Source organism: Mycobacterium sp. PS03-16 (genome assembly GCF_004570325.1).
In the GTDB taxonomy this organism is placed as follows: Bacteria; Actinomycetota; Actinomycetes; order Mycobacteriales; family Mycobacteriaceae; genus Mycobacterium.
Window position 1 is genome coordinate 1 of record NZ_SPQO01000043.1, and the last position, 25,516, is coordinate 25,516.

Sequence of the window (25,516 nt, forward strand, 5' to 3'; positions counted from 1 at the left end):
GACCACATCGCGGAGGGTTACCACATCTTCTCCGCGAAACTCGACAACTGCATCAAGCCGGTCGTCGTCCCCGGCGCGGCCTGAGAGGACCCCATGACCTACACCGCCGACCACCCGCCCGTCCCGTGTGACGGCGGTGCCGCGTCGGGTCCGTACTCGCTGCCGGGGAACGTCCGCATGTCGACCGACTCGGCCACCTCGAAGCGGTGCTCGCCCGCGCAGTCGACGATCTGGGCCGAATCGGGGTTGCGTTCGGGCCAGTTCAGGCAGTCCCCGCTCTTGGCGTGGTTGAACGTCTCGTTCCCGCGCGGACCGAGCGTGATCGAACTGGCGCTCAGCCCGGGGCCGTCGGCGCCCTCGCTGCGCGGCAGCGCGGTGATCAGGCCGGCGATCAGCAACCCGCCGAGTGCGGTCAACAACAGCGCGCGCCGGGTCGACGCCGCCTGCAGACTGTGCCACCACGGCGTCCCGGAGCCGGCGGGCTGCGACGGGTCGTCGCGTTCAGGTGCCTCCAACATCCGCTCCATTGTGACAGGCGTGGCGGGTGCTGTGACAAGTGATGCGGATGTAACGTTATGCGGTTGTACCGGAAGGGTGGGGTGGGCCGGTCACCTCGAGGTATCCGCGCGTCGCGGCCGAAAGTAGGGTTGCGGCCGTGATCGACCTCAAACTGCTGCGCGACGACCCCGACGTCGTCCGTGCCTCACAGCGGGCCCGCGGTGAGGACCCCGCCCTCGTCGACGCCCTGCTGGACGCCGACACCGCTCGCCGGGCCGCGGTGTCGGCCGCCGACAATCTGCGCGCCGAGCAGAAGGCCGCGAGCAAAAAGGTCGGGAAGGCCTCGCGCGAGGAGCGGCCCGCGCTGCTGGCCGCGGCCAAGGACCTCGCCGAACAGGTCAAGGCCGCCGAATCCGCGCAGGCCGACGCCGAGCGGACCTTCACCGCCGCACACATGGCGATCTCCAATGTGATCATCGACGGGGTCCCGGCCGGCGGCGAGGACGACTTCACCGTGCTCGACGTCGTCGGGGAACCGCGGCAGATCCCCGATCCGAAGGACCACCTCGAGCTCGGCGAATCGCTCGGGCTGATCGACATGGAGCGCGGCGCCAAGGTGGCGGGCTCGCGGTTCTACTTCCTGACCGGCATGGGTGCGCTGCTGCAGCTGGGCCTGATGCAGCTGGCCGTGCGGGTGGCGACCGCCAACGACTTCACCTTGATGATCCCGCCGGTGCTGGTGCGGCCCGAGGTGATGGCGGGCACCGGGTTCCTCGGCGCGCACTCCGACGAGATTTACCGCATCGAATCCGACGACCTCTATCTGGTCGGCACGTCCGAGGTGGCGCTGGCCGGCTACCACGCCGACGAGATCCTCGACCTGTCGGCCGGTCCGCGCCGCTACGCGGGCTGGTCGTCGTGTTTCCGGCGCGAGGCAGGCAGCTACGGCAAGGACACCCGCGGCATCATCCGCGTGCACCAGTTCGACAAGGTCGAGGGCTTCGTCTACTGCCGCCCCGACGAGGCCGAGGCCGAACACGAGCGCCTGCTGGGCTGGCAGCGCGAGATGCTGGGGCTGATCGACGTGCCCTACCGGGTGATCGACATCGCGGCCGGCGACCTGGGGTCCTCGGCGGCGCGCAAGTACGACTGCGAGGCCTGGGTACCGACGCAGCAGACCTACCGGGAGCTGACGTCGACGTCGAACTGCTCGACGTTCCAGGCCCGCCGGCTGTCGACGCGGTACCGCGACGAGAACGGCAAGCCCCAGATCGCCGCCACCCTCAACGGCACGCTGGCCACCACCCGGTGGCTGGTCGCGATCCTGGAGAACCACCAACAGCCAGACGGCACCGTCCGCCTGCCCGACGCACTGGTGCCGTTCGTCGGCACCGAGGTACTGGAGCCGAAATGAACATCGATCTCGACGATCTGCGTACCTGGTTCGGCTTCGGCGTGGCCGGCAATTTCGCCGGACACCTCGAACAGGCCGGGGAGGCGGCGGATTTCGTATCCGTCAGCTCGGAGGGGAACGCGCCCAAGGGCATCTTCCCGTGGTACGTGCCGGGCCATGACGGCTTCCTCGGCGAGTTCCCGCTGTCGCACGACGCGATCGTGCTGCCCGACAGCACCGAACCGCTCAACCTGCAGATCGAGCCCGAGGTGGGCCTGGCCTGCCGGGTGGCGTGGTCCGGCGACACCGTCGCCTCGCTGACCCCGTTCGCCCTCGGCGCGTTCAACGACTGCTCGATCCGTCGCCCCGGCGCCCCCAAGATCAGCCACAAGAAGAACTGGGGCCCGGCCTCCAAGGGCGTGGCCCCGCGGTTCTTCGACATCTCCGATCTCACCCCGGACGGCCCCACCGCGACCCTGCGCCTGGCCTGCCACCTGCGCGACCGCGAGGGCACCGAACACGAGTACGGCCTGGACAGCCCGCTGCTCGGCTACTCGTACTACGGCGAGGTGCTGCTGGACTGGGTGGTCGATCGACTGGCCAACCAGAAGGGCTCGCCGGACACCCCGCTCGAAGACGTCGGCGCGCTGATGGCCGCCGCGGGTCATCCCGAGCACGTGCTGATCGGGATCGGGGCCACCCGCTACACCGAGCTGGGCGAATCGACGTTCCTGCAACCCGGCGACCAGGCCGTGGTGCGGGTCTACGACACCGCCTCCGAGGAGATCTCCGAACTGCGCCAGACGGTTTCGTCGCGGTAGCCGCAGGCACGTTTGCCGGGCCCGTCGCCGGGTAGCTCTCCGGGGTGAAGGCGATGGTGTACCGCGGCCCGTACAAAGTCCGGGTCGAAGAGAAGGACATCCCGAAGATCGAGCATCCGAACGATGCGATCGTGCGGGTCGAGCTGGCCGCGATCTGCGGGTCCGACCTGCACCTCTACCACGGGATGATGCCCGACACCCGGGTCGGGATGACGTTCGGCCACGAGTTCATCGGCGTGGTGCACGAAGTGGGGCCGTCGGTGCGCCACCTCAAACCCGGTGACCGGGTGATGGTGCCGTTCAACATCTACTGCGGATCGTGCTTCTTCTGCGCCCGCGGCCTGTACTCGAACTGCCACAACGTCAACCCGAACGCGACCGCCGTCGGCGGCATCTACGGCTACTCCCACACCTGCGGCGGGTACGACGGCGGGCAGGCCGAGTTCGTGCGGGTGCCGTTCGCCGACGTCGGTCCGGCGCTGATTCCGGACTGGATGTCGGGCGAGGACGCGCTGATGTGTACCGACGCGCTGGCGACCGGATACTTCCGCGCGCAGCTCGGCGACATCGTCGAAGGTGACGTGGTCGCGGTGTTCGGGGCCGGACCGGTCGGCTTGTACGCCGCCCAGTCGGCGTGGCTGATGGGCGCGGGCCGGGTGATCGTCATCGACCACCTCGAGTACCGGTTGGAGAAGGCCCGCACGTTCGCGCACGCCGAGACCCGCAACTTCGCCGAATACGACGACATCGTCGTGGAGATGAAGAAGGCCACCGGGTATCTGGGCGCGGATGTCGTGATCGACGCCGTCGGCGCCGAGGCCGACGGCAACCTCATGCAGCACATCGCCGCCGCCAAGCTCAAGATGCAGGGCGGTTCACCGATCGCGCTGAATTGGGCCATCGACGCGGTGCGCAAAGGCGGCACGGTGTCGGTCATGGGCGCGTACGGGCCGATCTTCAGCGCCGTGAAGTTCGGCGACGCGATGAACAAGGGCCTGACCCTGCGGATGAACCAGTGTCCGGTCAAACGGCAGTGGCCGCGATTGTTCTCGCACATTCAGAACGGCTACCTCAAACCGAGTGAGATTGTCACGCACCGTATTCCACTCGACCACATCGCGGAGGGTTACCACATCTTCTCCGCGAAACTCGACAACTGCATCAAGCCGGTCGTCGTCCCCGGCGCGGCCTGAGAGGACCCCATGACCTACACCGCCGACCACCCGCCCGTCCCGTCGTCCGACGAACTGCGCGCCCGGATCCCCGGCTGGGGCGCCGACCTCGACCCCGCCGACCGGCCGTCGGTGCCGAAGCTGCAGCGGCTCGACACCGGCGCGCACTGGGACTTCCCCGAGCGGCAACCCGAGACGTGGCCGCGCGAACGGTCGATCGAACATCAGATGCTCACCCCGGTCTTCGGCACGTCGACCCCGCCGCGCGGCCTGTCCGGAGCGATCCGCAAGTACGCCTACACGCGACACAGCGAGGGCAAGGCCGCGCACTGGCTGCTGCTGATCCTCGCCGACCGCGTCGACGCGGTGGAGCACCACGTGCAGTCGCTGGCGACACTGCACCCCGACAACCCGTTCACCGAGACCGGGATAAAGGCCGAATTCACCCACAACGGGTTGGCCGCGCGCACCAACACCACCCGGGTGGACCGCAGCCACTCGTGGCTGGACCCGATCATCGTCGGGGCACCGTGGGCGATCTCGGCGGTGGTGGCGGCGCGCGGCGTCCGGAAAGTGGCCGGCCGGCTGGCGAAACGCTAGGGCGCCAGCAGTTCGTCGAGCATCGCGGTGAAGTGCGCGGGGTCGACGGGGGTGAACGCCGGGCGCCAGCGGGTTCCGGCCAGGTCCAGCGTGATCAGCGTCGACTTGAACGGCCGGCGCATGTCCAGCGGCAGCCAGCGCCGCAGGTCCGAACTGCCCCACAGCCGGAAGCGGTGCATCACGTTCAGCGGTGCGGCGCTGTAGCCGCGCACACTGTCGAGCGGGATCACCTTCGCCGTCCCGGACGGGAAGTGGTAGCGGCGCAACGTGATCGCGTGCCGGTCCAGCTGGACCTGCCCGTCGTCGTAGTACTGCCGCGGCGCGGTCATGCCGGCCCGGTGCGCAGTTCGTGGCCCTTGGTGGTCAGGCACCGCCCCGTGTCCAGGTTCCACTGCCAGCCGTGCAGATTGCAGGTCAACGTGTTGCCCTCCACCACACCGAACTTCGACAGGTCGGCCTTGAGGTGCGGGCAGCGCCGCTGGAACTCGTAGCCGTCCATGGTGATCGACGCCGAATCGTCGTGCGCCTCGGCGAACCAGCCGTCGGCGTAGGCGACCCGTTCGTCGGTGAGGCATTTGAAGAACGTGTACAGGTACTCGTTGTACCCGCCGACCCGCCAGGCGCGGAAGCGGGTGGACAGGAAGATCGTGTTCACCCAGTCCGGTTCGTCGTCGCGCAGCACGGTGCGCACCAGCTCGGGCGGGATCTCGAAGCCGTAGCGGTACTTCTCGTCCGGGATCGGTTCGCGCACCGCGCGTTTCGGGAAGTCGATCACGACCGTTTCGGGGCCCAGCCGCAGCTCCACGGGGTAGCCGATGCCGTCGCAGATCTGGTCGCTCTGCGCCATGATCGGCTCGAACTTCGCCCGCAGCGGTTCGAGCAGCGACTCGCCGGCGGCCGGCGCCCACGAAGCCTTCTCGGCGGCCAGCACGGGGGCCATCCGCTCGGCGTAGTCGGCGATGTAGTCGGCCTTGCCGGTGGTGAAGATGGCCTCGACCTCGGCGTCGGGTGCGGGGTGGCGCAGCGCGTGCAGGGTGGAGCCGGTGAAGTCCGCGGTCGTGCCGGGGATCATCAGCAGCCCGCCGTCGTGGCCGTGGCGGCGCATCTGGTCGAGGAACACCATCTGGTCGGGGAAGATGTTCGCCGGGTCGGCGTGGTCGTCGTTGAGGTCGCGCAGGTCGGGGTCCAGGAAGCACGGCGGGCCGGCCGACGGCACCACCCACGTCGCGCCGACCTGCGCGATGTACTGGCGGCAGCGGTCCATCTGGCGCTGACGCTTCTGCGTCCCGAACGCCTCCTTGGCCCGGGCGGGCATGTCGTAGACCATCGGGTACCAGATCGCGCCCGAGTACTGCAGCATGTGCACGTCGACCTGGCCGAAGTCGGCGGCCAGCATGTCCAGGTCCACGGGGCGGGCGTCGTTCATGTTGAACGCGACGGTTTCACCGTCGTCGACCACCAGGCCGGAGTCGCCGATCGGCCCGTCGGCGGGGGCGCGCAGCGCGATGATCATCACGTCGAGGTCGCCCTTGGGGCCGCTGACGCGGTGTTTGGCCGAGTCGGTGGTCTCGAAGAACCGGTGGAAACCGAGCTTCTCGAGTTCCCGACGCAGATCCGGCACCGGATAGTCCGGCAGCAGCACGACGGCGTCCTTGTTGACGTACGTGCGCAGGTGCTCGGGGTCGAAATGGTCCTTGTGCAGGTGGGAGACGTAGAGGTAGTCGACGTCGCCGAGCGCTGCCCAATCCAACTGGCTGTTGTCGGGGAACGGGAACCACGAGGCGAAGTAGGCGGGGTTGACCCAGGGGTCGCACAGAATGCTCCCGGCCTTGGTGTCGATCCGGAAGCCGGCGTGTCCGACGCTGGTGACCTGCACGTTTACCCCTTCTGCGCGCGGTGGCGCGCGGTGCGTTCGCGCGTTCAGTCTACGGGCGCGCGGGGCGTGGGCCGGCCACCGTGACAGGGCGGGCGGCGTCGCTGTCCCGGCTCGACGCGCCGCTGTGGTGGCGAGCACTACGCTGACGTGTGTGGAACCGGTATACGGCACAGTCATCCAGCTCGCCCGCCTCACCTGGCGGCTGCAGGGGCTGACGTTCACCGTCACCGGCGTGGAGAACCTGCCGAAGACCGGCGGGGCGGTCATCGCGATCAACCACACCAGCTACTTCGACTTCACCTTCGCCGGTCTGCCCGCCTACCGGCAGAAGCTCGGCCGCAAGGTGCGGTTCATGGCGAAGAAAGAGGTCTTCGACCACAAGTTCACCGGACCGATCATGCGCAGCCTGCGCCACATCGAGGTGGACCGGGCCAGCGGTGCGGCGTCGTTCGAGCAGGCCTGCGAGGCGCTGGCCCGCGGCGAACTGGTCGGCGTGTATCCCGAGGCGACGATCAGCCGCAGCTTCGAGATCAAGGAGTTCAAATCCGGCGCGGCGCGGATGGCGATCGCCGCGCAGGTGCCGATCGTCCCGCACATCGTGTGGGGCGCCCAGCGCATCTGGACCAAGGGGCATCCCAAGAAGCTCGCGCGGCCGAAGGTGCCGATCTCGGTGGCGGTCGGGGAGCCGATCGCGCCGACGCTGCCTGCGCCGGAGCTGACCGCGCTGCTGCACCACCGCATGCAGCACCTGCTCGAGCGGGTGCAGGACGCCTACGGCCCGCACCCGCCCGGCGAGTTCTGGGTGCCGCACCGCCTCGGTGGCAGCGCGCCGACGCTGGCCGAGGCGAACCGGATGGACCTCGAAGAGGCGGCGGAGAAGGCCGCCCGCCGCGCGCAGGGTCCCGGACCGGCCGGGGCGCCGGGGTAGCCGCGGATGGAGCCGGTCTTTCGCACACTGGAGTTCGTCGCCGAGGCCGTGACCAGGGCTACCGGAACCCGGATCACCTACGACGGCCTCGATCACATCCCCACCCGGGGTGGTGCGGTGGTGGCGATCAACCACACCGGGTACGTCGACTTCCTGCCCGCGGCGCTGGCGGCCAAGCACCGCGGGCGCCGGATGCGCTTCATGATCAAGGCCGAGATGGAGCAGGTGCCGGTGGTCGGCTACCTGATCCGGCACACCGGAACCATCCCGGTCGACCGGCGGGCGGGAGCCGGGGCGTACGCGCTGGCCGTGCAGGCGCTGCGGGCCGGTGAGCTGGTCGGGGTGTATCCGGAGGCGACGATCAGCCGCAGCTTCGAGCTCAAGGAGTTCAAGACCGGCGCGGCGCGCATGGCGCTCGAGGCGGGTGTGCCGATCATCCCGCTCATCGTGTGGGGTGCGCAGCGGGTGTGGACCAAGGATCATCCTCGGGCGTTGGGACGCAACCGGTTCCCCGTCAGCGTGCGAATCGGTGCGCCCATCCCGCCTGCCGGGCCTGCGCCGGACCTCGACGCCCGGCTGCGCGCGGAGATGACCGCGTTGCTGGAGCGCGTGCAGGCGGAATATCCGCACCCACAGGGGGCATTCTGGGTGCCGCGCCGGCTCGGTGGCGGCGCGCCGACACCCGACGAGGCCCGGCGCCTCGACGAGGACGAACTCGCCGAACGCGCCCGCCGGCGGGCGGAAGGCGGACGGCGATGACGACAACGGAAGGCGGCTCGCCGCGATGACACTGCCGGCGATGATCGCCACGGACGTGGACGGCACCCTGCTCGACGACGACGAGAAGGTGTCGCCGCGCACCAGGGCGGCGGTGCACGCCGCGGTGGACGCCGGGGTGCGATTCGTGCTGGCCACCGGCCGCCCGCCGCGGTGGGTGGCGCCGGTCGTCGACGGGCTGGGGCTGGCGCCGATGGCGGTGTGCGCCAACGGCGCGGTGATCTACGACCCGGCCGCCGACCGCATCGTCTCGGCGCGCACGCTGTCGACCGACGCGCTGCGGGAACTGGCCGACATCGCCGCGCGGGTGATCCCCGGCTCCGGGCTGGCCGTCGAGCGGGTGGGCAGTTCGGCCCACGATGCGGCGACCCCGCAGTTCGTCAGCTCACCGGGCTACGAGCACGCCTGGCTCAACCCGGACAACACCGAGGTCTCGCTCGAGGACCTGCTCAGCGCCCCGGCGGTCAAGCTGCTGATCCGCAAGGCCGGCGCGCGCAGTGCCGATATGGCGGCCGAGCTGGCCGGGCACATCGGCGCCGAGGGCGATCTGACGTATTCGACCAACAACGGGCTGATCGAGATCGTGCCGCGTGGCATCAGCAAGGCCACCGGCATCGACGAGCTGGCCCGGCCGCACGGGCTGCGGGCCGAAGACGTGATCACGTTCGGCGACATGCCCAACGACATCCCGATGCTGCGCTGGGCCGGACACGGGGTGGCGATGGGCAACGCCCATCCCGAGACGGTGGCCGCGGCCGACGAGGTGACCGCCCGCAACAGCGACGACGGGGTGGCGCGGGTGCTCGAACGCTGGTGGATGTAGCTAGTGGCTGATCGGGGCGCTGAAGCGCTCTAGCTGCACCGGCGGCGCGTCGGACGAGGGTTTGGGCAGGTCCACCGGAACACCGTCGATGACGCGGGTGACCGTGCCCTTCTGACGGTCGAAGTTCAGGGTGCCGTGCTGGAAGTTCTGCTTGATCCACAGCGGCTCGTGGATCTCGCCGCTGGTGGGCAGGCCCAACGCCCCGCGCTCGAATCCCAGTGCGCCCCAGGCCTGGTAGATGGCGCCGGTGACGGGCGCCGCACCGCTGGCCGGTGACCAGTACATCGCGCCCTTCTGGAAGCGGACGTACCGGGCCCCGTCGGCGCCGTTGGTCTCCGGCGAGGTGGGTGCGCCCAGCGCGCTGGTGGGACCGCCCATCTTGGCCCAGCGGTCGAAAATTGCTCCGCCGCGCAGGCTTTCGGCCAGGTCCTCGGGTCCGGGCGGATCGTTGAAGCGGGCGGCGATCGCGCGCATCTCGTTCATCGCCGCGTAGGCGGCGTTGCCGGGACATTCGGTGATGCCGACGTCGCGGTGGGTGAAGATCGTGGGCAGGGTGGGGGTGGCGCCGCGCGGGAAGTGGGTGAACGAGCCGCCGGCCGAGGTCAACACCACCGTGCCCAGCGGGTTGACCCGGTCCAGGCCGAGCCGCCAGCCCAGCAGGCGGCCGGTGGTGCGCAGCTGGATCGGGGTGGGTGGCACCACGTCGAAGTTGCCCATCATCGCCACACCCCATGTGTCGGTGTTGAAGCCACCGGTGTGCGACCCCTCGACCGGCCGGTCGACGCCACCGGCGCGGCCCTCGAAGACCTGGCCGTACTTGTCGACCAGGGCGTTGTAGCCGAGGTCGCACCAGCCCAGCGTGCGGGTGTGGTACTCGTAGATCGACCGCACCATGCCGGCCGAGTCCTGCGGCGCGTAGTCGTTGTTGCCCGCGGTGTGGTGGACGATGCCGGCGCGCACGGCGTGGTCGTAGCGGGGGGCTCCGCAGCGCATCGATTCGTCGGCGCCCCACTGTGCGCGGGTGATGATGCGTGGGGGGACGCCCGGCGCCAGCACGGCGTTGGGGACGGGTGCGGCGTCCACCGGCGCTTGGGGCGGGCTGATCAGCACGGCGTTGACGTTCTGGGCGAACGGCTGCTCGACGGTGGCGGGCACGTAACCGAGGTCGGGTCCGTCGGCGGTCTCGCGGGCCGGCGCGGCCGGAGTGGGTGCGGCGCCGGCCGGGCGGGTGACCGCGATCTGCACGGTGGTGGTGCGTCCGACGAACACCGGGTCGGTGCCGCTGACCGAGCCGCTGCCCTCGCTGACGCCCTCGAGCGGTTCGGCGTCGTACCAGGGACCCCACGATCCGTCGTCCTTCTTCGCGCGGACGCGGGCGGTGGTGCCGGTCAGGTCGTCGGCGGTGAGCGCGACCATCGAGAACGGGGTGTCCTGGTGGATCTCGCGGATGGTCTCGCCGCCGCCGAGGCCGTCGAGACTCTTCTCGGTGAGCACCGGCGCGGACGGCGCCGTGTCGTCATCGCCGGGCAGGCCGTTGATCGCCCACGGCAGCAGCAGCATCGTCGCCGCGACGGCGGTGAAGAAGACGGTGGGCGCTGGTCGACGGGACGGCACGGACCGATGTTACGTATGTGTCAGTTGTTACCCATGTTTCGACACGGCGGAATGGGGTAGGAAAATCCAACTGCAACGGCACCGCAGAGCCGTCGAGGCTTCTGCGGTGCCGTCTCGCTACAGGTCTGTCACATGCCGGGGGCCGGCGGCGGTGCGGGCGCAGGCACGGGCGGCACCGCCGGCGGGGTCGCCGACTTGATCGCGCCGGTGATCGCGGGCACCACCACACCCTTGAGCAGGTCGATCGCCTGTCCGGCGCCGAGCTGATTGGCCGCGCTCGACAGATCGCTGAGCAGGCCGCCGCTGGGCGCGGCCACCGGGGCGGCCGCCATCAGTGGGTCGCCGAGGATCGGGTAGGTGCCGAGCGCCGGATCGGCACCCAGCGGCGCCGAGATCGGGATCTCACCGGGGACGGGGAGCCCCCCGGTCGAGACCGGGGTGAGCGCCGGGTCGAGGCCGATCGCCGGCGTCGTCAGCCCCGGGGCGGTCAGGTCCGGCGTGGTCAGCGCGCCCAGGTCGCCGGCCGGGCTGGTCAGGCTCGGGCTGGTCAGGCCCGGGGTGGTCAACCCCGGATTGGTCAGGCCGGGGTCGGTCAAGGCCGGCGCGGCCGCGGTGACCGGCGGCACGCTCAACCCCGGTGTGCTGACGCCCGGCGCGGTCAGACCCGGCGTCGTGAGTCCCGGGGTGGTGAGGCCCGGCGCGGTCAGGCCCGGCGCCGTGAGTCCCGGCGCGGGGAGGCCCGGTGCGGTCAGCCCGGGGGAGGTGAGGCCCGGGGTGGTCAGTGCCGGCGGCGTGGCCGACGTGCCGGCGAGCGGCGGCAGCGTGATGCCGAACTGGCTCAGGCCCTGCGACAGCGCGGACATCAGCTCGCTCGGTAGGTCGGTGACCATGGCGGCCTGGACGAATTCGCGGTGTTGAGGCGCATCGGAGGACCCGGACAGCTGGGTGACGGCTACCGCTGCGACAGGACTTGCGACGGCCAGGGCGGCGAACGCGCTCATGGCTGTCGAGGCCTTGCTGCGACGTCGGTTCGGCACGGAAGTCTCCTCAATACATGGACTACAAGGGTTTGGTGCTCGGCTATTTCATCGGTCGTCGGCGGAACCGGACTCCTCGACAAGGCAGGCCCTGAACCGACGATTCGATGGTAAGGCTGTGACTGGTGTGCCTAGAGTGGCGATACTGAATCGTGAGCTAATTGCGACCTGGCCGTCGGCACGCGGCCGCGTCCCGGTCGGCGACTGGCGGGGCAGCAAGTCGGGAGCCGGGGGTCCGGTCGGATACCCTGGCTGCCGATGACGTCCCTATCTTCCCCGGTCCCGCCCACCGGCCGGTACGATCTCTTCGTCGTCGGCTCGGGGTTCTTCGGCCTGACGATCGCCGAGCGCGTCGCCGCCGAGCTGGACAAGCGTGTCCTCGTCATCGAGCGGCGCAACCACATCGGGGGCAACGCCTACTCCGAACCCGAACCGCAGACCGGCATCGAGGTGCACCGCTACGGCGCCCACCTCTTCCACACGTCCAATCAGCGGGTGTGGGACTACGTGCGGCGCTTCACCGACTTCACCGGCTACCAGCACCGTGTGTTCGCGATGCACAACGGCCAGGCCTACCAGTTCCCGATGGGGTTGGGCCTGGTGGCGCAGTTCTTCGGCCGCTACTACAGCCCCGACGAGGCGCGCGCGCTCATCGCCGAGCAGGCCGCCGAGATCGAGACCGCCGATGCGCAGAACTTCGAAGAGAAGGCCATCTCGCTGATCGGCCGGCCGCTCTACGAGGCGTTCATGAAGAACTACACGGCCAAGCAGTGGCAGACCGACCCGAAGGAACTGCCCGCCTCCACCATCACCCGGCTGCCGGTGCGCTACACCTTCGACAACCGCTACTTCAACGACACCTATGAGGGTCTGCCCGTCGACGGCTACACCGCGTGGCTGCAGAACATGGCCGCCGACGACCGCATCGAGGTGCGCCTGGACACCGACTGGTTCGACGTCCGCGACGCGTTGCGCGCCGAGAGCCCGGACGCCCCGGTGGTGTACACCGGACCGCTGGACCGCTACTTCGACTACAGCGAGGGCCGGCTGGGCTGGCGCACCCTGGACTTCGACCTCGAGGTGCTCGACACCGGAGATTTCCAGGGCACCCCGGTGATGAACTACAACGACGCGGACGTGCCCTACACGCGCATCCACGAGTTCCGCCACTTCCACCCCGAACGCGCCTACCCCACGGACAAGACCGTGATCATGCGCGAGTTCTCCCGGTTCGCCGAGGACGACGACGAGCCCTACTATCCGATCAACACCGAATCCGACCGGGCGCTGCTGGCCGCCTACCGGTCCCGCGCGAAGGCGGAGACGGCATCGGCGAAGGTGCTGTTCGGTGGCCGCCTGGGCACCTACCAGTACCTCGACATGCACATGGCCATCGCCAGTGCCCTGAACATGTACGACAACACCCTGGCGCCGCACCTGCGTGACGGTGCCCCTTTGACCCAGAGCGAGAGCGACCCAGCATGAGTGAGATCCCGACCGGTGCGCTGGACGCCGGCGAAACCCGCGCGGTGAGCCTGCTGTCCCGCGTCATCCTGCCGCGGCCGGGCGAGCCGCTCGACGTCCGCAAGCTCTATATAGAGGAATCCGACACCAACGCCCGGCGTGCGCACGCCTCCTCGCGGACCACGCTGGAGATCGGCGCCGAATCCGAGGTGTCGTTCGCCACCTACTTCAACGCGTTCCCGGCCAGCTACTGGCGGCGGTGGTCGACGCTCGACTCGGTGATCCTGCGCGTCGAACTCGTCGGCAGCGCCCGCGTGGACGTCTACCGCACCAAGGCGACCGGCGCCCGGATCACCGTCGGCGGCGCCGAGGTCGCCGGCAGCGCGGCCGAACCGGGCGTCGCCGAGTTCGAGATCGACCTCGGGCCGTTCGAGGACGGCGGCTGGATCTGGTTCGACATCACCACCGATTCCGAGGTGTCGGTCCGCAGCGCGGGCTGGTATGCGCCCGAGCGAGCGCCGGGCCGGGCCAAGATCGCCGTCGGCATCCCGACGTTCAACCGGCCCGCCGACTGCGTCAACGCGCTCACCGCACTGACGTCGGACCCGCTGGTCGACGAGGTGGTCGGCGCGGTCATCGTCTCCGATCAGGGCAACCGCAAGGCCAAGGACCACCCCGGCTTCCCGGCCGCCGCCGCCGCGCTGGGCGACCGGCTCTCGGTGCACAACCAGCCCAATCTCGGCGGTTCCGGCGGCTACAGCCGGGTGATGTACGAGGCGCTCAAGAACACCGACTGTGACCAGATCCTGTTCATGGACGACGACATCCGCATCGAGCCGGACTCGATCCTGCGGGCACTGGCGATGAACCGGTTCGCCAAGCACCCGACGCTGGTCGGCGGGCAGATGCTCAACCTGCAGGAGCCCTCCCACCTGCACATCATGGCCGAGGTGGTGGACCGGGAGAACTTCATGTGGACCGCGGCGCCGAACGCCGAGTACGACCACGACTTCGCGAAGTATCCGCTCGCCGACGACACCGAGCGCAGCAAGCTGCTGCACCGCCGCATCGACGCCGACTACAACGGCTGGTGGATGTGCATGATCCCGCGGCAGGTCGCCGAGGAGCTCGGCCAGCCGCTGCCGCTGTTCATCAAGTGGGACGACGCCGACTACGGGTTGCGCGCCGCCGAGCGCGGCTACGGCACCGTCACGCTGCCCGGCGCCGCGATCTGGCACATGGCCTGGAGCGACAAGGACGACGCGATCGACTGGCAGGCCTACTTCCACCTGCGCAACCGGCTCGTGGTCGCGGCCATGCACTGGGACGGCAACGTCAGCGGCCTGCTCGCCTCCTCGGTGAAGGCCACGCTCAAACACCTGCTCTGCCTTGAGTATTCGACGGTGGCCATCCAGACGAAGGCCATGGCCGACTTCCTCGCCGGCCCCGAGCACATCTTCTCGATCCTCGAGAGCGCGCTGCCCGAGGTGCGCAAGATGCGCGAGCAGTACCCCGACGCGGTCGTGCTGCCCGGGGCCACCGCGCTGCCCGCGCCGTCGGGAAAGATGCGCCGCAAGACCAAGATCCCCACCAACAAGCCGGCCATCGGGCTGCGGCTCGCGCGCGGCGTGGTGCACCAACTCAAGAAGGAAGACCCCGCCCACCACGAGCGGCCCGAGCTCAACGTGGCCACCCAGGACGCGCGCTGGTTCCTGCTGTGCAAGGTCGACGGCGTCACCGTCACCACGGCCGACGGCCGCGGGGTGGTCTACCGCCAGCGCGACCGGGCCAAGATGTTCGCGCTGCTGCGCGCCTCGATGCGCCAGCACGTGCGGCTGGCCCGCAAGTTCAACCGCATGCGCCGCGTCTACCGCAACGCGCTGCCGGAGCTGTCGTCGACGCAGAAGTGGGAGACCGTTCTGCTCAACCCGCACGAAGTGCGCTGACCGTGGACCAGGAACCGCGCGGCGAAGAGGCCGCGCTGGTCGCGGTGCAGGCGGCGCTGGCCGACCGGCCGGGGGTGTTGACCGGCGCGCGCACGCTCTCGCACTTCGGTGAGCACAGCGCCGGCTGGCTGGCGGTCGCGGGCCTCGGCGCGCTGATGCAGCCGCACCGCCGCCGCGACTGGCTGGCCGCCGGTGCCGGCGCCTTCGCCGCGCATGCGGCGGCCGTCGCGATCAAACGGGTGGTGCGCCGCGAACGTCCGCACCATCCGGCGATCGCCGTCAACGTCGGTACCCCGAGCCGCCTGAGTTTCCCGTCCGCGCACGCCACCTCCACCACGGCGGCGGCGCTGCTGCTGGGCCGGGTGACCGGGCTGCCGCTGCCCGCCGCGCTGGTGCCCCCGATGGCGTTGTCGCGGTTGGTGCTCGGTGTGCACTATCCCAGTGACGTGCTGACCGGTGTGGCGGTCGGGGCAATCGTCGCCAAGGCCACCGCGCGGGTGGCCGACGCGGTCACCGCGCGGGAGGGAAGGCAGTGATGGCCGTCAGATGTGAGCGCACCGGCGGAACGGAGACGCGATGAGCGAGGAGGCCGCACCCGTCACCGGCCCGCCGCGCAACCTCGCCGCGGGCATCGTCAAGGCCATCCGGCCCCGGCAGTGGGTCAAGAACCTGCTGGTGCTGGCGGCCCCGCTGGTCGCGCTCGGTGACGACCGGTTCACCTACGACTACCGCGAGATCCTCATCAAGGTCTCGGTGGCGTTCGTCGTGTTCTGCCTGGCCGCCTCGAGCGTCTACCTGGTCAACGACGCCCGCGACGTCGAAGCCGACCGCCAGCACCCGACCAAACGCTTCCGGCCGATCGCCGCGGGAGTGGTGCCCGTGAATCTGGCCTACACGCTGGCCGTGGTGCTGGGGATCGCGTCACTGGGCATCTCATGGCTGCTCTCACCCAATCTCGCGCTGGTGATGGCGATCTACATCGCGATCCAGCTGGCCTACTGCTTCGGGCTCAAACATCAAGCGGTGCTGGACATCTGCATCGTGTCGTCGGGCTTCCTGATCCGGGCGATCGCCGGCGGCGTGGCCGCGGCGATCCCGCTGTCGCAGTGGTTCCTGCTCGTCATGGCCTTCGGCTCGCTGTTCATGGCGGCCGGAAAGCGTTACGCCGAACTGCAACTCGCCGAACGGACCGGCGCCAAGATCCGCAAGTCGCTGGAGAGCTACACCACCACTTATCTGCGGTTCGTGTGGACGCTGTCGGCGACCGCGGTGGTGCTGTGCTACGGCCTGTGGGCGTTCGGACGCGACGATCAGGGCGGCACGTCCTGGTTCGTGGTGTCCATGATCCCGTTCACGATCGCGATCCTGCGCTACGCCGTCGACGTCGACGGCGGAATGGCCGGTGAGCCCGAGGAGATCGCGCTGCGCGACCGGGTGCTGCAGTTCCTCGCCGTGGCGTGGATCGGGACAGTCGGTGCGGCCGTCATCTTCGGCTGACGGGCGTGGGCCGGCCGCCCGTCTGCTGCGTGGGCCGGCGTTCCCGTTCGATGTCTCCGTCCGCGTCAGCCTCTGGGTCGGTGTGGCGGTGGTGGCGGCGCTGTTCTGGTGGGGCGCGTGGCAGCGCCGGTGGATCGCCGACGACGGCCTGATCGTGCTGCGCACCGTGCGGAACCTGTTGGCAGGCAACGGCCCGGTGTTCAACGCCGGGGAGCGGGTCGAGGCCAACACCTCGACCCTGTGGACGTATCTGATCACCGCGGGCGGGTGGCTCGGCGGCACCGTCCAGCTCGAGTACGTGGCGTTGGCGTTCTCCCTGGTGCTCAGCGTGCTCGGCGCGGTGCTGGCGATGCTGGGCACCGCCCGGTTGTACGCGCCGAGCCTGCAGGGCCGCCGTGCGCTGCTGCTACCGGCCGGCGTCCTGGTCTACATCGCGGTGCCCCCGGCCCGCGACTTCGCCACCTCCGGACTGGAAAACGGTTTGTGCCTGGCCTATCTCGGCCTGCTGTGGTGGATGCTGGTGTGCTGGTCGCAGGCCCTGCGCCGGCTGCCCACCGACGCGCCGTCGCCGCACGCGATGAGCCGGACGTTCGATGGCGCACTGGCTTTCGTCGCCGGGCTGAGCGTGCTGGTGCGACCCGAGCTGGCGCTGATCGGCGTCGGCGTGCTGGTGATGATGCTGGTGGTCGCGCGCGGGTGGGGGCGCCGGCTGCTGATCGTGGTCGCCGGTGGTCTGCTGCCGGTGGCCTACCAGATCTTCCGGATGGGGTACTACGCGCTGATCGTGCCCGGCACCGCGGTGGCCAAGGATGCGTCCGGGGCCAAGTGGTCGCAGGGCGCGACCTACCTGGCCAACTTCAACCAGCCCTATCTGCTGTGGGTGCCCGCCATTCTGCTGACGGTGGTGGGGCTGGTGCTGCTCGGCACCCGCGGCCGCGGCTGGTGGGTGCGCCATCAGCCGCCGCGCGGATACGGGCGGATCCGCAGGGTCGTGCAGAGCCCGTCGGCGGTGGTGGCGTTCATCGTCGTCTCCGGACTGCTGCAGGGCATCTACTGGGTCCGCCAAGGCGGCGACTTCATGCACGGCCGGGTGCTGCTCACCCCGCTGTTCTGCCTGCTGCTGCCGGTGTCGGTGATCCCGGTGGTCATTCCCGAGGGCGGCCGGTTCAGCCGCGAGACCGGATACCTGCTCGCCGGCGCGACCACTGTGCTGTGGCTCGCCGTCGCGGGCTGGTCGCTGTGGGCGGCCAACGCGCCCGGGATGGGTGACGACGCCACCCGCGTCACCGACACCGGCATCGTCGACGAGCGCCGGTTCTACGCGGAGGCCACCGGGCACGCGCATCCGCTGACCGCCGCGGACTACCTGGACTATCCGCGGATGCGGGCGATGGTGGAGGCGCTGGAGAACACCCCCGACGGTGCGCTGCTGCTGCCCGCGGGCAACTACGACATGTGGGATGTGGTGCCGGCCTACCCGCCGCCGCCGGACGCCGGCCCCGCCTACACCGGTCCGCACACCGTGTTCTTCACCAACATGGGGATGTCCGCGATGAACGTGGGCCTCGACGTGCGGGTGATCGACCAGATCGGGCTGACCAATCCGCTGGCCGCACACACCGAGCGGCTCGAGGACGGCCGCATCGGCCACGACAAGAACCTGTTCCCGGACTGGGCGGTGGCCGAGGGCCCGTTCTTCAAGGTGGAGCCGTATCTGCCGAAGTACCTCGACGAGGACTGGGTGGCCCAGGCCGTGGCCGCGCTGAAGTGTCCGGCGACCGAGGCGAAGCTGATCTCTATCCGCGACACGCTCACCCCCCGGCGGTTTTTGTCCAATGTGGCCAACGCCTACGAGTTCACCCAGTACCGGATCAACCGGGTGCCGCTCTACGAGCTGATCCGCTGCGGGCTCGACATCCCGCCGGCCATCCACCCGCCCTACACCGGGATGCCGGCCACCGGGCCGTAACACTTGCGGCGCCGCGGCGATATCTCCGTCGGGTGTGTCGAACACACCGCGCTCAACGCTGCCCTGATGACCGCCGTCCGCACGGCGCCGGAGTGAACGGAAACGGTGGTGGACCTGACGATGATCCGCCGTCGCGGTGTCGGCCACCGCCTGCTCCACGCGCTCCTGGTGCTGCTGACCGTCCCCGTGCTGTTCGGTGTGACCAACACCACCCCGAGCGCCCATGCGTTCTCCCGGCCCGGTCTGCCGGTCGAGTACCTCGACGTCTACTCGTTCGCGATGGGCCGCAACGTCCGGGTGCAGTTCCAGGCGTCGGCATCCGGCGGCGCGAAGGCCGTGTACCTGCTCGACGGTCTGCGCGCCCAGGACGACTACAACGGCTGGGACATCAACACCGCCGCCTTCGAGTGGTTCCTCGATTCACCGGTCGCGGTGGTGATGCCGGTCGGCGGGCAGGCGAGCTTCTACACCGACTGGTACGCACCGTCGAACCTGAACGGTCAGGGCTATACCTATAAGTGGGAGACCTTCCTCACTCGGGAGCTCCCGGCCTGGCTCGCCGAGAACCGGCAGATCTCACCGGACGGCAACGCGGTGGTCGGGGTGTCGATGTCGGGCGGGTCGGCGCTGACGCTGGCGGCCCACCATCGAAGACAGTTCCGCTACGCCGCATCGCTGTCGGGATACCTCAACCCGTCGGCGCCGCTGATGCAGCAGGCCATCCGCGTCGCCATGCTCGACGCCGGCGGCTTCAACGTCGACAACATGTGGGGCGCGCCGTGGGATCCGGCGTGGACCCGCAACGATCCGGTGGTGCAGGCGGCGCGGCTGGCGGCCAACGGCACCCGACTGTGGATCTACTGCGGCCCCGGTGGCACCGCCCCGCTCGACGCCAACGGCCCCGGTCTGAATCCGGGGCAGGCGCTGAGCGCGAGCAGCCTCGAGGCGATGGCGGTCAGCAGCAACGTCGCGTTCCGCGATGCCTACCTGGCCGCAGGCGGACGCAACGCCACCTTCGAATTTCCCCCGGCCGGCACCCACGCCTGGGGGTATTGGGGCGCGCAATTGCAAGCCCTACAACCCGACTTGGTCGCCACGGTGAACAGCTGATGAGCGGTCGGGGCGGGGCACGCTGAGGAGAAGGATTCGGCGAAGGTGTGGTCTACTACACGGGCAACGCGGCCCGTCCGGTGTGCCAGACCGGTCGCGGGATACGACAAAGGATAGGTAGGAGTATGAAGTTCGTTGGGAAGATTCGCGACGCGGTGAAAGCCATGCCGCGCCGGCTCACGATCGCGGCCGCGGTGGCCGCCGTGCTGCCCGGCCTGGTGAGCGTCGCAGGAGGCTCGGCGACTGCTGAGGCGTTCTCGCGCCCGGGCCTGCCGGTCGAGTACCTCATGGTCCCGTCGGCGGGTATGGGCCGCGACATCAAGGTCCAGTTCCAGAGCGGCGGAGCCAACTCCCCCGGCGTCTACCTGCTCGACGGTCTGCGCGCCCAGGAGGACTTCAGCGGCTGGGACATCAACACCGCTGCCTTCGAGTGGTACCTGGACTCGGGCCTGTCGGTGATCATGCCGGTCGGCGGCCAGTCGAGCTTCTACAGCGACTGGTACAAGCCCGCGTGCGGTAAGGCCGGTTGCTCGACCTACAAGTGGGAGACCTTCATCACCCAGGAGCTGCCCGCTTACCTGGCCGCCAACAAGGGTGTGAACCCGAACCGCAACGCCGCGGTCGGCCTGTCGATGGCCGGTTCCGCCGCGCTGACGATGGCGATCTACTACCCGCAGCAGTTCCAGTACGCCGCGTCGCTGTCGGGCTTCCTGAACCTCTCCGAGGGCTGGTGGCCGATGCTGGTCGACCTGGCGATGGGTGACGCCGGCGGCTACAACGCCAACGACATGTGGGGCCCGACCCAGGACCCGAACAGCGCGTGGAAGCGCAACGACCCGATGGTCAACATCGACAAGCTGGTCGCCAACGGCACCCGCGTGTGGGTCTTCTGCGGTAACGGCACGCCGGCCGACATCGGCGCCGGTGCGCTGGAGGGCAACAACTTCAACGCGAAGTTCCTCGAGAGCTTCACGCTGCGGACCAACGAGACCTTCCAGGAGCGCTACCTCGCCGCGGGCGGCAAGAACGGTGTGTTCAACTTCCCGCAGAGCGGTACCCACAGCTGGGGCTACTGGGGTCAGCAGCTGCAGCAGATGAAGCCGGACATCCAGCGCGTGCTGGGTGCGGTGCCGCAGCCGTCCCCGGCGCCTGCGGCCGCGCCTGCCGGTAACTGACACTCGGCAGCAGCCACGACACGATCGGCGGCGGTGATCCCTTCGGGGGTCGCCGCCGCCTCGTCGTTTGCGGGGCCTTTCCGGCGCGACCCCGGTGGCCGGTGTGATTCACTACCTTGCGGGTGGGTCGGGTGACATCGGCTACGGGACATGAGGTGGGCAATGAGGCGTGCGTTGATCCGGGCGGTGCTGTCCGTGGTGCTGACCGCGGGACTGTGGGGGGCCGTCGGAACCACCTCGCAGACGACCGCGAGCGCGCAGGGCGTCGAGTACCTGATGGTGCCGTCGGCGGCAATGGGCCGCGCCATCCCCGTCGCGTTCCAGGGCGGCGGACCGCACGCGGTGTTCCTGCTCGACGCGTTCAACGCCGCGCCGGAGGTCAGCAACTGGGTGACCGCGGGCAACGCGATGAACACCCTGGCCGGTAAGGGCATCTCGGTGGCCGCCCCGGCGGGCGGCGCGTGGAGTCTCTACACCAACTGGGAGCAGGACGGCAGCCGCCAGTGGGAGACGTTCCTGTCCACCGAGCTGCCGAACTGGCTGGCCGCCAACAAGGGCCTCGCGCCCGGCGGGCACGGCATCGTCGGCGCTGCCCAGGGCGGCACCGGCGCAATGATGATGGCCACCTTCCACCCCGACCGGTTCCGCTACGCCGGCTCGATGTCGGGGTTCATGACGCCGTCGGCCACCGCGCTCAACGGCGCGATCACCGCAGGCCTGATGCGCTTCGGCGGCGTGGACACCCGCAACATGTGGGGGCTGCCGCAGCTGGGCCGCTGGAAGTGGCACGACCCCGACGTGCACATCCAGCTGCTGGCCAACAACAACACCCGGCTGTGGGTGTACAGCCCGGCCACGCTGACCTGCGTGGACCCCGCGGCGATGATCGGCTACTGCGATCAGGCGGCGGGCAGCAACCGAGCGTTCTACCAGCACTACCGCGGCGTGGGCGGTAGCAACGGCCACTTCGACTTCCCGGCCGGGGGAGAACACGGCTGGGGCAGCTGGGGACCGCAGCTGGCGGCCATGTCCCCGGACCTCGTGGCGGCGATCCGCTGACGCGCGCCGGCGCGAAAGCGCTGGCGGGAGCCACGATCGGTCAGCCGGTACCGTGGAGGGGTGCAGCACACGGGCCGGCGGTTACTCCCGACGCTGCTCGTGCTGTCCGCAGTCGCCCTGTTGGCCGGCTGCTCGCTGGCCAACGACATCCTGGGCCGTAACGGCACCACCACGGCCGACAGCCCGCAGGCCGCACTGCCGGTGCCTGCGGACGGCGACAGCCGCGGGGACATGCCGTCGGCCCCGGAGGGCGCGGGTCAGCCCGGTGCGTTGACGGTGACCGTCCCGCAGCGCCGCTACCTCGACGCGCTGTCCGCCGCCGGGGTGCGGCCGTCGAGCGATCTGCGCGCGCTGTCGATCGGCTCCGCGGTCTGCCAGGCGCACGCCGCCAAACACGGCGCCCAGGCGATGTGGGATTTCATCATGCCGCTGGTGCGCAGCGACCTGCGCGCCACCCGGCCGAGCTCGATGCGCACCACCGCGGGCGAGATCAGCGCCGCGACGGGCGACTACATTCGCATCGCAACCGAACGACTCTGCTGACATACGCCAGGAGCCGATTGATCCATGCCGAACCCGAGTCGACGTAAACGACACCGCATACTCGCCCTGGCCGCCGCCGGGGCGATGACGTTGGTGGTGGTGCTGGTCGTGGCGATCATCGTGGTGGTGATGCGTCGGCCCGACACTCCGCCCACGGCGGTGCCGCCCACCGCGGTCCCGCCGACGGGCGTGCCGTCGACCGGCAAGCCGAGGCCGGAGTTCCAGGACGCCAGCTGCCCGGATGTGCAGATGATCTCGATCCCCGGCACGTGGGAGTCCTCACCGCAGATGGACCCGTTCAATCCGGTGCAGTTCCCGATCGCGCTGCTGCTCAATGTGAGCAATCCGATCCGCGCCGAGTTCGGCACCGACCGGGTCGAGGTGTTCACGGTTCCCTACACCGCGCAGTTCCACAATCCGTTCTCGGCGGACAACCAGATGTCCTACAACGACAGCCGCGCCGAAGGCACTCAGGCGGCGGTCCGGGCGATGACCGACATGAACAACCGCTGCCCGCTCACCAGCTACGTGCTGGTCGGCTTCTCCCAGGGCGCGGTGATCGCCGGCGACATCGCCAGCGACATCGGCAACGGCCGCGGCCCGATCGACCAGGACCTGGTGCTCGGGGTGACCCTGATCGCCGACGGGCGCAGGCAGACCGGCGTCGGAAAGGACGTCGGCCCGAACCCGCCGGGGGTGGGTGCGGAGATCACGCTGCACGAGGTGCCGACGCTGTCGGCGCTGGGGCTGAGCATGACCGGGCCCCGGCCGGGCGGATTCGGGCAGCTCAACGACCGGGTCAACGAGATCTGCGCGCCGGGGGACCTGATCTGCGCGGCACCCCAGTCGGCGTTCTCGATCGTGAATCTGCCGCAGACGCTGGAGACGCTGGCCGGCGGGGCCGGGCAGCCCATCCACGCGATGTACGCCACCCCGCAGTTCTGGAACGTCAACGGTCAGTCCGCGACGCAGTGGACGCTGGACTGGGCGCGGACTGTGATCGAGAACGCACCGCAACCAAAACATGGTTGACCCGTGACCTCACGGATTTGGTCGGTGTCGAGCGGTCACCTAACATTAAGAGAAAACTAAGACTGGTTTCCGGCGTGTGACGCGCGATGTCGAGGTCAGCGTGCCCGGCTTCGCGAGTAGCATCTTGGAAGTTTGGGGTCCGCGCGGGCTGTCGAGCGCAGCGTCCCGTCGGTGCGAACGAAGCCCCCCGGCCGTCGGCGGCTCCACACGGTTTTGACAGGAGAGTACGAGATGCCGTTCCACAACCCGTTCATCAAGGACGGTCTGATCAAGTTCCCCGACAACGGGAACCTGGTCCGCCACGTCGAACGATGGGCGAAGGTCCGTGGCGACAAGCTCGCGTACCGCTTCTTGGACTTCTCCACTGAGCGCGACGGCGTCGCGCGCGATCTCAACTGGAACGACTTCGGTGCCCGCAACCGGGCCGTCGGCGCCCGCCTGCAGCAGGTGACCCAGCCCGGCGACCGGGTGGCGATCCTGTGCCCGCAGAACCTCGACTACCTGGTCGCGTTCTTCGGCACCCTGTACTCCGGCCGTATCGCGGTCCCGCTGTTCGACCCGAACGAGCCCGGCCACGTCGGCCGCCTGCACGCGGTCCTCGACGACTGCCACCCGTCGGCGATCCTGACCACCACCGACGCCGCCGAGGGGGTGCGCAAGTTCTTCCGCACCCGCCCGGCCAACCAGCGTCCGCGCGTCATCGCCGTCGACGCGGTGCCCGACGAGGTGGGGGCGACGTGGGAGCCGGTCGACGTCACCGCCGACACCATCGCCTACCTGCAGTACACGTCGGGGTCGACCCGCATCCCCACCGGTGTGCAGATCACCCACCTCAACCTGGCCACCAACGTCGTGCAGGTGATCGAGGCGCTCGAGGGTGAAGAGGGCGACCGGGGCGTGTCGTGGCTGCCGTTCTTCCACGACATGGGCCTGATCACCGTGCTGCTCTCGCCGATGCTCGGCCACTACATCACCTTCATGACGCCGGCCGCATTCGTCCGTCGGCCCGGTCGCTGGATCCGGGAGATGGCCCGCAAGGACGGCGACACCGGCGGCGTCATCTCGGTGGCCCCGAACTTCGCGTTCGACCACGCGGCGGCGCGCGGCGTTCCCAAAGAAGACGAGCCGGGGATCGACCTGTCGAACATCAAGTGCATCCTCAACGGCAGTGAGCCGATTTCGGCGGCCACCGTGCGCCGGTTCAACGAGGCGTTCGGTCCGTTCGGCTTCCAGCCCAAGGCGATCAAGCCCTCCTACGGCCTGGCGGAGGCGACGCTGTTCGTGTCCACCACCCCGATCAGCGCCGAGCCGCGGATCGCCTACGTCGACCGCGATGAGCTGAACAACCACCGCTTCGTCGAGGTGGCGGAGGACTCGCCGAAGGCCGTCGCGCAGGCAGGCGCGGGCAAGATCGGTATCGCCGAGTGGGCGGTCATCGTCGATCACGAAACCGCCACCGAGCTGCCCGACGGCCAGATCGGCGAGATCTGGATCAGCGGCCAGAACATGGGCACCGGCTACTGGGGCAAGCCCGAGCAGACCCGGGAGACCTTTCAGAACACCCTCAAGTCGCGGACCGAGCCCAGCCACGCCGAGGGCGCCACGGACGACGCCACCTGGGTGCGCACCGGTGACCTGGGCGCCTACCACGACGGTGAGCTGTTCATCACCGGCCGCGTGAAGGATCTCGTCATCATCGACGGCCGCAATCACTACCCGCAGGACCTCGAGTATTCGGCGCAGGAGGCCACCAAGGCGCTGCGCACCGGATTCGTCGCCGCGTTCTCGGTGCCGGCCAACCAGTTGCCCGACGAGGTGTTCGAGGATTCGCACGCCGGTCTGAAGCGCAACCCGGACGACACCTCCGAGCAGCTCGTGATCGTCGGCGAGCGGGCGCCCGGTGCGCACAAGCTCGACATGGGGCCGATCGCCGACGACATCCGCGCCGCGATCGCGGTGCGTCACGGCGTCACGGTCCGCGACGTGCTGCTGACCCCGGCCGGGGCGATTCCCCGGACCTCCAGCGGCAAGATCGGCCGGCGCGCCTGCCGGTCGGCCTACCTCGACGGCAGCCTGCGCAGTGGGAAGGTGGCCAACGCCTTCCCCGATGAGACGGACTGACGACTGACCCTCCTCCGAACTGAGCCGTCGACGGGCTCGAAGGTGATGTGAACATGCCTGA

22 protein-coding genes and 1 pseudogene are annotated in these 25,516 nt (G+C 69.6%); 18 read left to right on the forward strand and 5 right to left on the reverse strand.

What is annotated here, in order from left to right; genetic code table 11:
- Nucleotides 1-128: 128 nt before the first annotated feature.
- A pseudogene (locus tag E4P42_RS23775) lies at nucleotides 129-527 on the reverse strand (septum formation family protein); the annotation flags it as partial.
- Nucleotides 528-655: 128 nt separating this feature from the next.
- On the opposite strand from E4P42_RS23775, the gene serS reads away from it, so the two are divergent.
- The 4 genes from serS to E4P42_RS23795 are packed head-to-tail and all read left to right on the forward strand — an operon-like array spanning nucleotide 656 to nucleotide 4,484.
- Nucleotides 656-1,912 (forward strand): serine--tRNA ligase, encoded by a 1,257-nt coding sequence (gene serS / locus E4P42_RS23780; protein WP_135128687.1) that lies wholly within the window; start codon nucleotides 656-658, stop codon nucleotides 1,910-1,912.
- Nucleotides 1,909-2,712, forward strand: coding sequence for a DUF5718 family protein (locus E4P42_RS23785; protein WP_135128689.1), 804 nt, complete (start codon nucleotides 1,909-1,911; stop codon nucleotides 2,710-2,712). Before serS ends, E4P42_RS23785 begins: the two co-directional genes overlap by 4 nt.
- A 44-nt stretch (nucleotides 2,713-2,756) precedes the next feature.
- Nucleotides 2,757-3,905, forward strand: coding sequence for a zinc-dependent alcohol dehydrogenase (locus tag E4P42_RS23790; protein ID WP_135128691.1), 1,149 nt, complete (start codon nucleotides 2,757-2,759; stop codon nucleotides 3,903-3,905).
- A 9-nt stretch (nucleotides 3,906-3,914) separates the two neighbouring features.
- Nucleotides 3,915-4,484: a hypothetical protein gene (locus E4P42_RS23795; protein WP_135128693.1), complete on the forward strand. Its 570-nt coding sequence runs from the start codon at nucleotides 3,915-3,917 to the stop codon at nucleotides 4,482-4,484.
- Here E4P42_RS23795 and E4P42_RS23800 read toward each other — a convergent pair.
- Together E4P42_RS23800 and E4P42_RS23805 are read right to left on the reverse strand one after the other, a co-directional pair.
- Entirely contained in the window at nucleotides 4,481-4,813 is a 333-nt protein-coding gene (locus tag E4P42_RS23800) for a hypothetical protein (protein ID WP_135128695.1), read from the reverse strand. The two genes, E4P42_RS23795 and E4P42_RS23800, sit on opposite strands and share 4 nt — an antisense overlap.
- Entirely contained in the window at nucleotides 4,810-6,360 is a 1,551-nt protein-coding gene (locus E4P42_RS23805; protein ID WP_135128697.1) for an MBL fold metallo-hydrolase, read from the reverse strand. Before E4P42_RS23805 ends, E4P42_RS23800 begins: the two co-directional genes overlap by 4 nt.
- A gap of 151 nt (nucleotides 6,361-6,511) precedes the next feature.
- Between E4P42_RS23805 and E4P42_RS23810 the strand changes: the two genes are divergently transcribed.
- The 3 genes from E4P42_RS23810 to E4P42_RS23820 are packed head-to-tail and all read left to right on the forward strand — an operon-like array spanning nucleotide 6,512 to nucleotide 8,888.
- A complete protein-coding gene (locus E4P42_RS23810; protein WP_135128699.1) occupies nucleotides 6,512-7,288 on the forward strand; it encodes a 1-acyl-sn-glycerol-3-phosphate acyltransferase in 777 nt (258 codons plus the stop codon).
- 6 nt (nucleotides 7,289-7,294) lie between these two features.
- A complete protein-coding gene (locus E4P42_RS23815) occupies nucleotides 7,295-8,047 on the forward strand; it encodes a 1-acyl-sn-glycerol-3-phosphate acyltransferase (RefSeq protein WP_135128701.1) in 753 nt (250 codons plus the stop codon).
- 25 nt (nucleotides 8,048-8,072) lie between these two features.
- Nucleotides 8,073-8,888, forward strand: a complete 816-nt coding sequence (locus E4P42_RS23820; protein ID WP_135128703.1) for an HAD family hydrolase — start codon at nucleotides 8,073-8,075, stop codon at nucleotides 8,886-8,888.
- Here E4P42_RS23820 and E4P42_RS23825 read toward each other — a convergent pair whose 3' ends face one another.
- Both E4P42_RS23825 and E4P42_RS23830 read right to left on the reverse strand, forming a co-directional pair.
- Nucleotides 8,889-10,502 (reverse strand): N-acetylmuramoyl-L-alanine amidase, encoded by a 1,614-nt coding sequence (locus E4P42_RS23825; protein WP_135128705.1) that lies wholly within the window; start codon nucleotides 10,500-10,502, stop codon nucleotides 8,889-8,891.
- A gap of 128 nt (nucleotides 10,503-10,630) precedes the next feature.
- On the reverse strand, nucleotides 10,631-11,539 hold the full coding sequence (locus tag E4P42_RS23830) for a hypothetical protein (RefSeq protein WP_135128707.1): 909 nt from the start codon (nucleotides 11,537-11,539) through the stop codon (nucleotides 10,631-10,633).
- Between the two features lie 258 nt (nucleotides 11,540-11,797).
- Here E4P42_RS23830 and glf point away from each other — a divergent pair, with 258 nt between their 5' ends.
- The 11 genes from glf to fadD32 all read left to right on the forward strand — a co-directional run bounded on the left by glf (nucleotide 11,798) and on the right by fadD32 (nucleotide 25,455).
- The gene (glf, locus tag E4P42_RS23835) at nucleotides 11,798-13,024 is read left to right on the forward strand and encodes a UDP-galactopyranose mutase (protein WP_135128709.1); all 1,227 of its coding nucleotides are present in this window, start codon (nucleotides 11,798-11,800) and stop codon (nucleotides 13,022-13,024) included.
- Nucleotides 13,021-14,949 (forward strand): glycosyltransferase, encoded by a 1,929-nt coding sequence (locus E4P42_RS23840; RefSeq protein WP_135128711.1) that lies wholly within the window; start codon nucleotides 13,021-13,023, stop codon nucleotides 14,947-14,949. The genes glf and E4P42_RS23840 overlap by 4 nt, the downstream gene beginning before the upstream one ends.
- Before the next feature lie 2 nt (nucleotides 14,950-14,951).
- Nucleotides 14,952-15,485 (forward strand): phosphatase PAP2 family protein, encoded by a 534-nt coding sequence (locus tag E4P42_RS23845; RefSeq protein WP_135128712.1) that lies wholly within the window; start codon nucleotides 14,952-14,954, stop codon nucleotides 15,483-15,485.
- A gap of 40 nt (nucleotides 15,486-15,525) precedes the next feature.
- Entirely contained in the window at nucleotides 15,526-16,446 is a 921-nt protein-coding gene (locus E4P42_RS23850) for a decaprenyl-phosphate phosphoribosyltransferase (protein ID WP_135128714.1), read from the forward strand.
- Nucleotides 16,424-18,415 (forward strand): flagellar motor control protein ZomB, encoded by a 1,992-nt coding sequence (gene zomB, locus E4P42_RS23855; protein WP_305801114.1) that lies wholly within the window; start codon nucleotides 16,424-16,426, stop codon nucleotides 18,413-18,415. The genes E4P42_RS23850 and zomB overlap by 23 nt, the downstream gene beginning before the upstream one ends.
- A gap of 120 nt (nucleotides 18,416-18,535) precedes the next feature.
- A complete protein-coding gene (locus E4P42_RS23860) occupies nucleotides 18,536-19,525 on the forward strand; it encodes an alpha/beta hydrolase family protein (RefSeq protein ID WP_135128735.1) in 990 nt (329 codons plus the stop codon).
- A 125-nt stretch (nucleotides 19,526-19,650) separates the two neighbouring features.
- The gene (locus E4P42_RS23865) at nucleotides 19,651-20,700 is read left to right on the forward strand and encodes an esterase family protein (RefSeq protein WP_135128716.1); all 1,050 of its coding nucleotides are present in this window, start codon (nucleotides 19,651-19,653) and stop codon (nucleotides 20,698-20,700) included.
- Nucleotides 20,701-20,862: 162 nt separating this feature from the next.
- On the forward strand, nucleotides 20,863-21,759 hold the full coding sequence (locus tag E4P42_RS23870; RefSeq protein WP_135128717.1) for an alpha/beta hydrolase-fold protein: 897 nt from the start codon (nucleotides 20,863-20,865) through the stop codon (nucleotides 21,757-21,759).
- 60 nt (nucleotides 21,760-21,819) lie between these two features.
- The gene (locus E4P42_RS23875) at nucleotides 21,820-22,302 is read left to right on the forward strand and encodes a hypothetical protein (protein ID WP_135128719.1); all 483 of its coding nucleotides are present in this window, start codon (nucleotides 21,820-21,822) and stop codon (nucleotides 22,300-22,302) included.
- Nucleotides 22,303-22,326: 24 nt separating this feature from the next.
- Nucleotides 22,327-23,334, forward strand: a complete 1,008-nt coding sequence (locus E4P42_RS23880) for a cutinase family protein (protein ID WP_135128721.1) — start codon at nucleotides 22,327-22,329, stop codon at nucleotides 23,332-23,334.
- Nucleotides 23,335-23,565: 231 nt separating this feature from the next.
- Complete coding sequence (gene fadD32, locus E4P42_RS23885; RefSeq protein ID WP_135128723.1) at nucleotides 23,566-25,455, forward strand: long-chain-fatty-acid--AMP ligase FadD32; 1,890 nt, start codon at nucleotides 23,566-23,568, stop codon at nucleotides 25,453-25,455.
- Nucleotides 25,456-25,516 lie beyond the last annotated feature (61 nt).

Coding starts and splice junctions, on each gene's coding strand:
- E4P42_RS23850 (WP_135128714.1), top strand. CDS start 15,526: ATGAGCGAGGAGGCCGCACCCGTCACCGGCCCGCCGCGCAACCTCGCC.
- E4P42_RS23860 (WP_135128735.1), top strand. CDS start 18,536: ATGATCCGCCGTCGCGGTGTCGGCCACCGCCTGCTCCACGCGCTCCTG.
- E4P42_RS23815 (WP_135128701.1), top strand. CDS start 7,295: ATGGAGCCGGTCTTTCGCACACTGGAGTTCGTCGCCGAGGCCGTGACC.
- E4P42_RS23800 (WP_135128695.1), bottom strand. CDS start 4,813: ATGACCGCGCCGCGGCAGTACTACGACGACGGGCAGGTCCAGCTGGAC.
- E4P42_RS23785 (WP_135128689.1), top strand. CDS start 1,909: ATGAACATCGATCTCGACGATCTGCGTACCTGGTTCGGCTTCGGCGTG.
- E4P42_RS23795 (WP_135128693.1), top strand. CDS start 3,915: ATGACCTACACCGCCGACCACCCGCCCGTCCCGTCGTCCGACGAACTG.
- E4P42_RS23880 (WP_135128721.1), top strand. CDS start 22,327: ATGCCGAACCCGAGTCGACGTAAACGACACCGCATACTCGCCCTGGCC.
- E4P42_RS23820 (WP_135128703.1), top strand. CDS start 8,073: ATGACACTGCCGGCGATGATCGCCACGGACGTGGACGGCACCCTGCTC.
- glf (WP_135128709.1), top strand. CDS start 11,798: ATGACGTCCCTATCTTCCCCGGTCCCGCCCACCGGCCGGTACGATCTC.
- E4P42_RS23840 (WP_135128711.1), top strand. CDS start 13,021: ATGAGTGAGATCCCGACCGGTGCGCTGGACGCCGGCGAAACCCGCGCG.
- E4P42_RS23870 (WP_135128717.1), top strand. CDS start 20,863: ATGAGGCGTGCGTTGATCCGGGCGGTGCTGTCCGTGGTGCTGACCGCG.
- E4P42_RS23865 (WP_135128716.1), top strand. CDS start 19,651: ATGAAGTTCGTTGGGAAGATTCGCGACGCGGTGAAAGCCATGCCGCGC.
- fadD32 (WP_135128723.1), top strand. CDS start 23,566: ATGCCGTTCCACAACCCGTTCATCAAGGACGGTCTGATCAAGTTCCCC.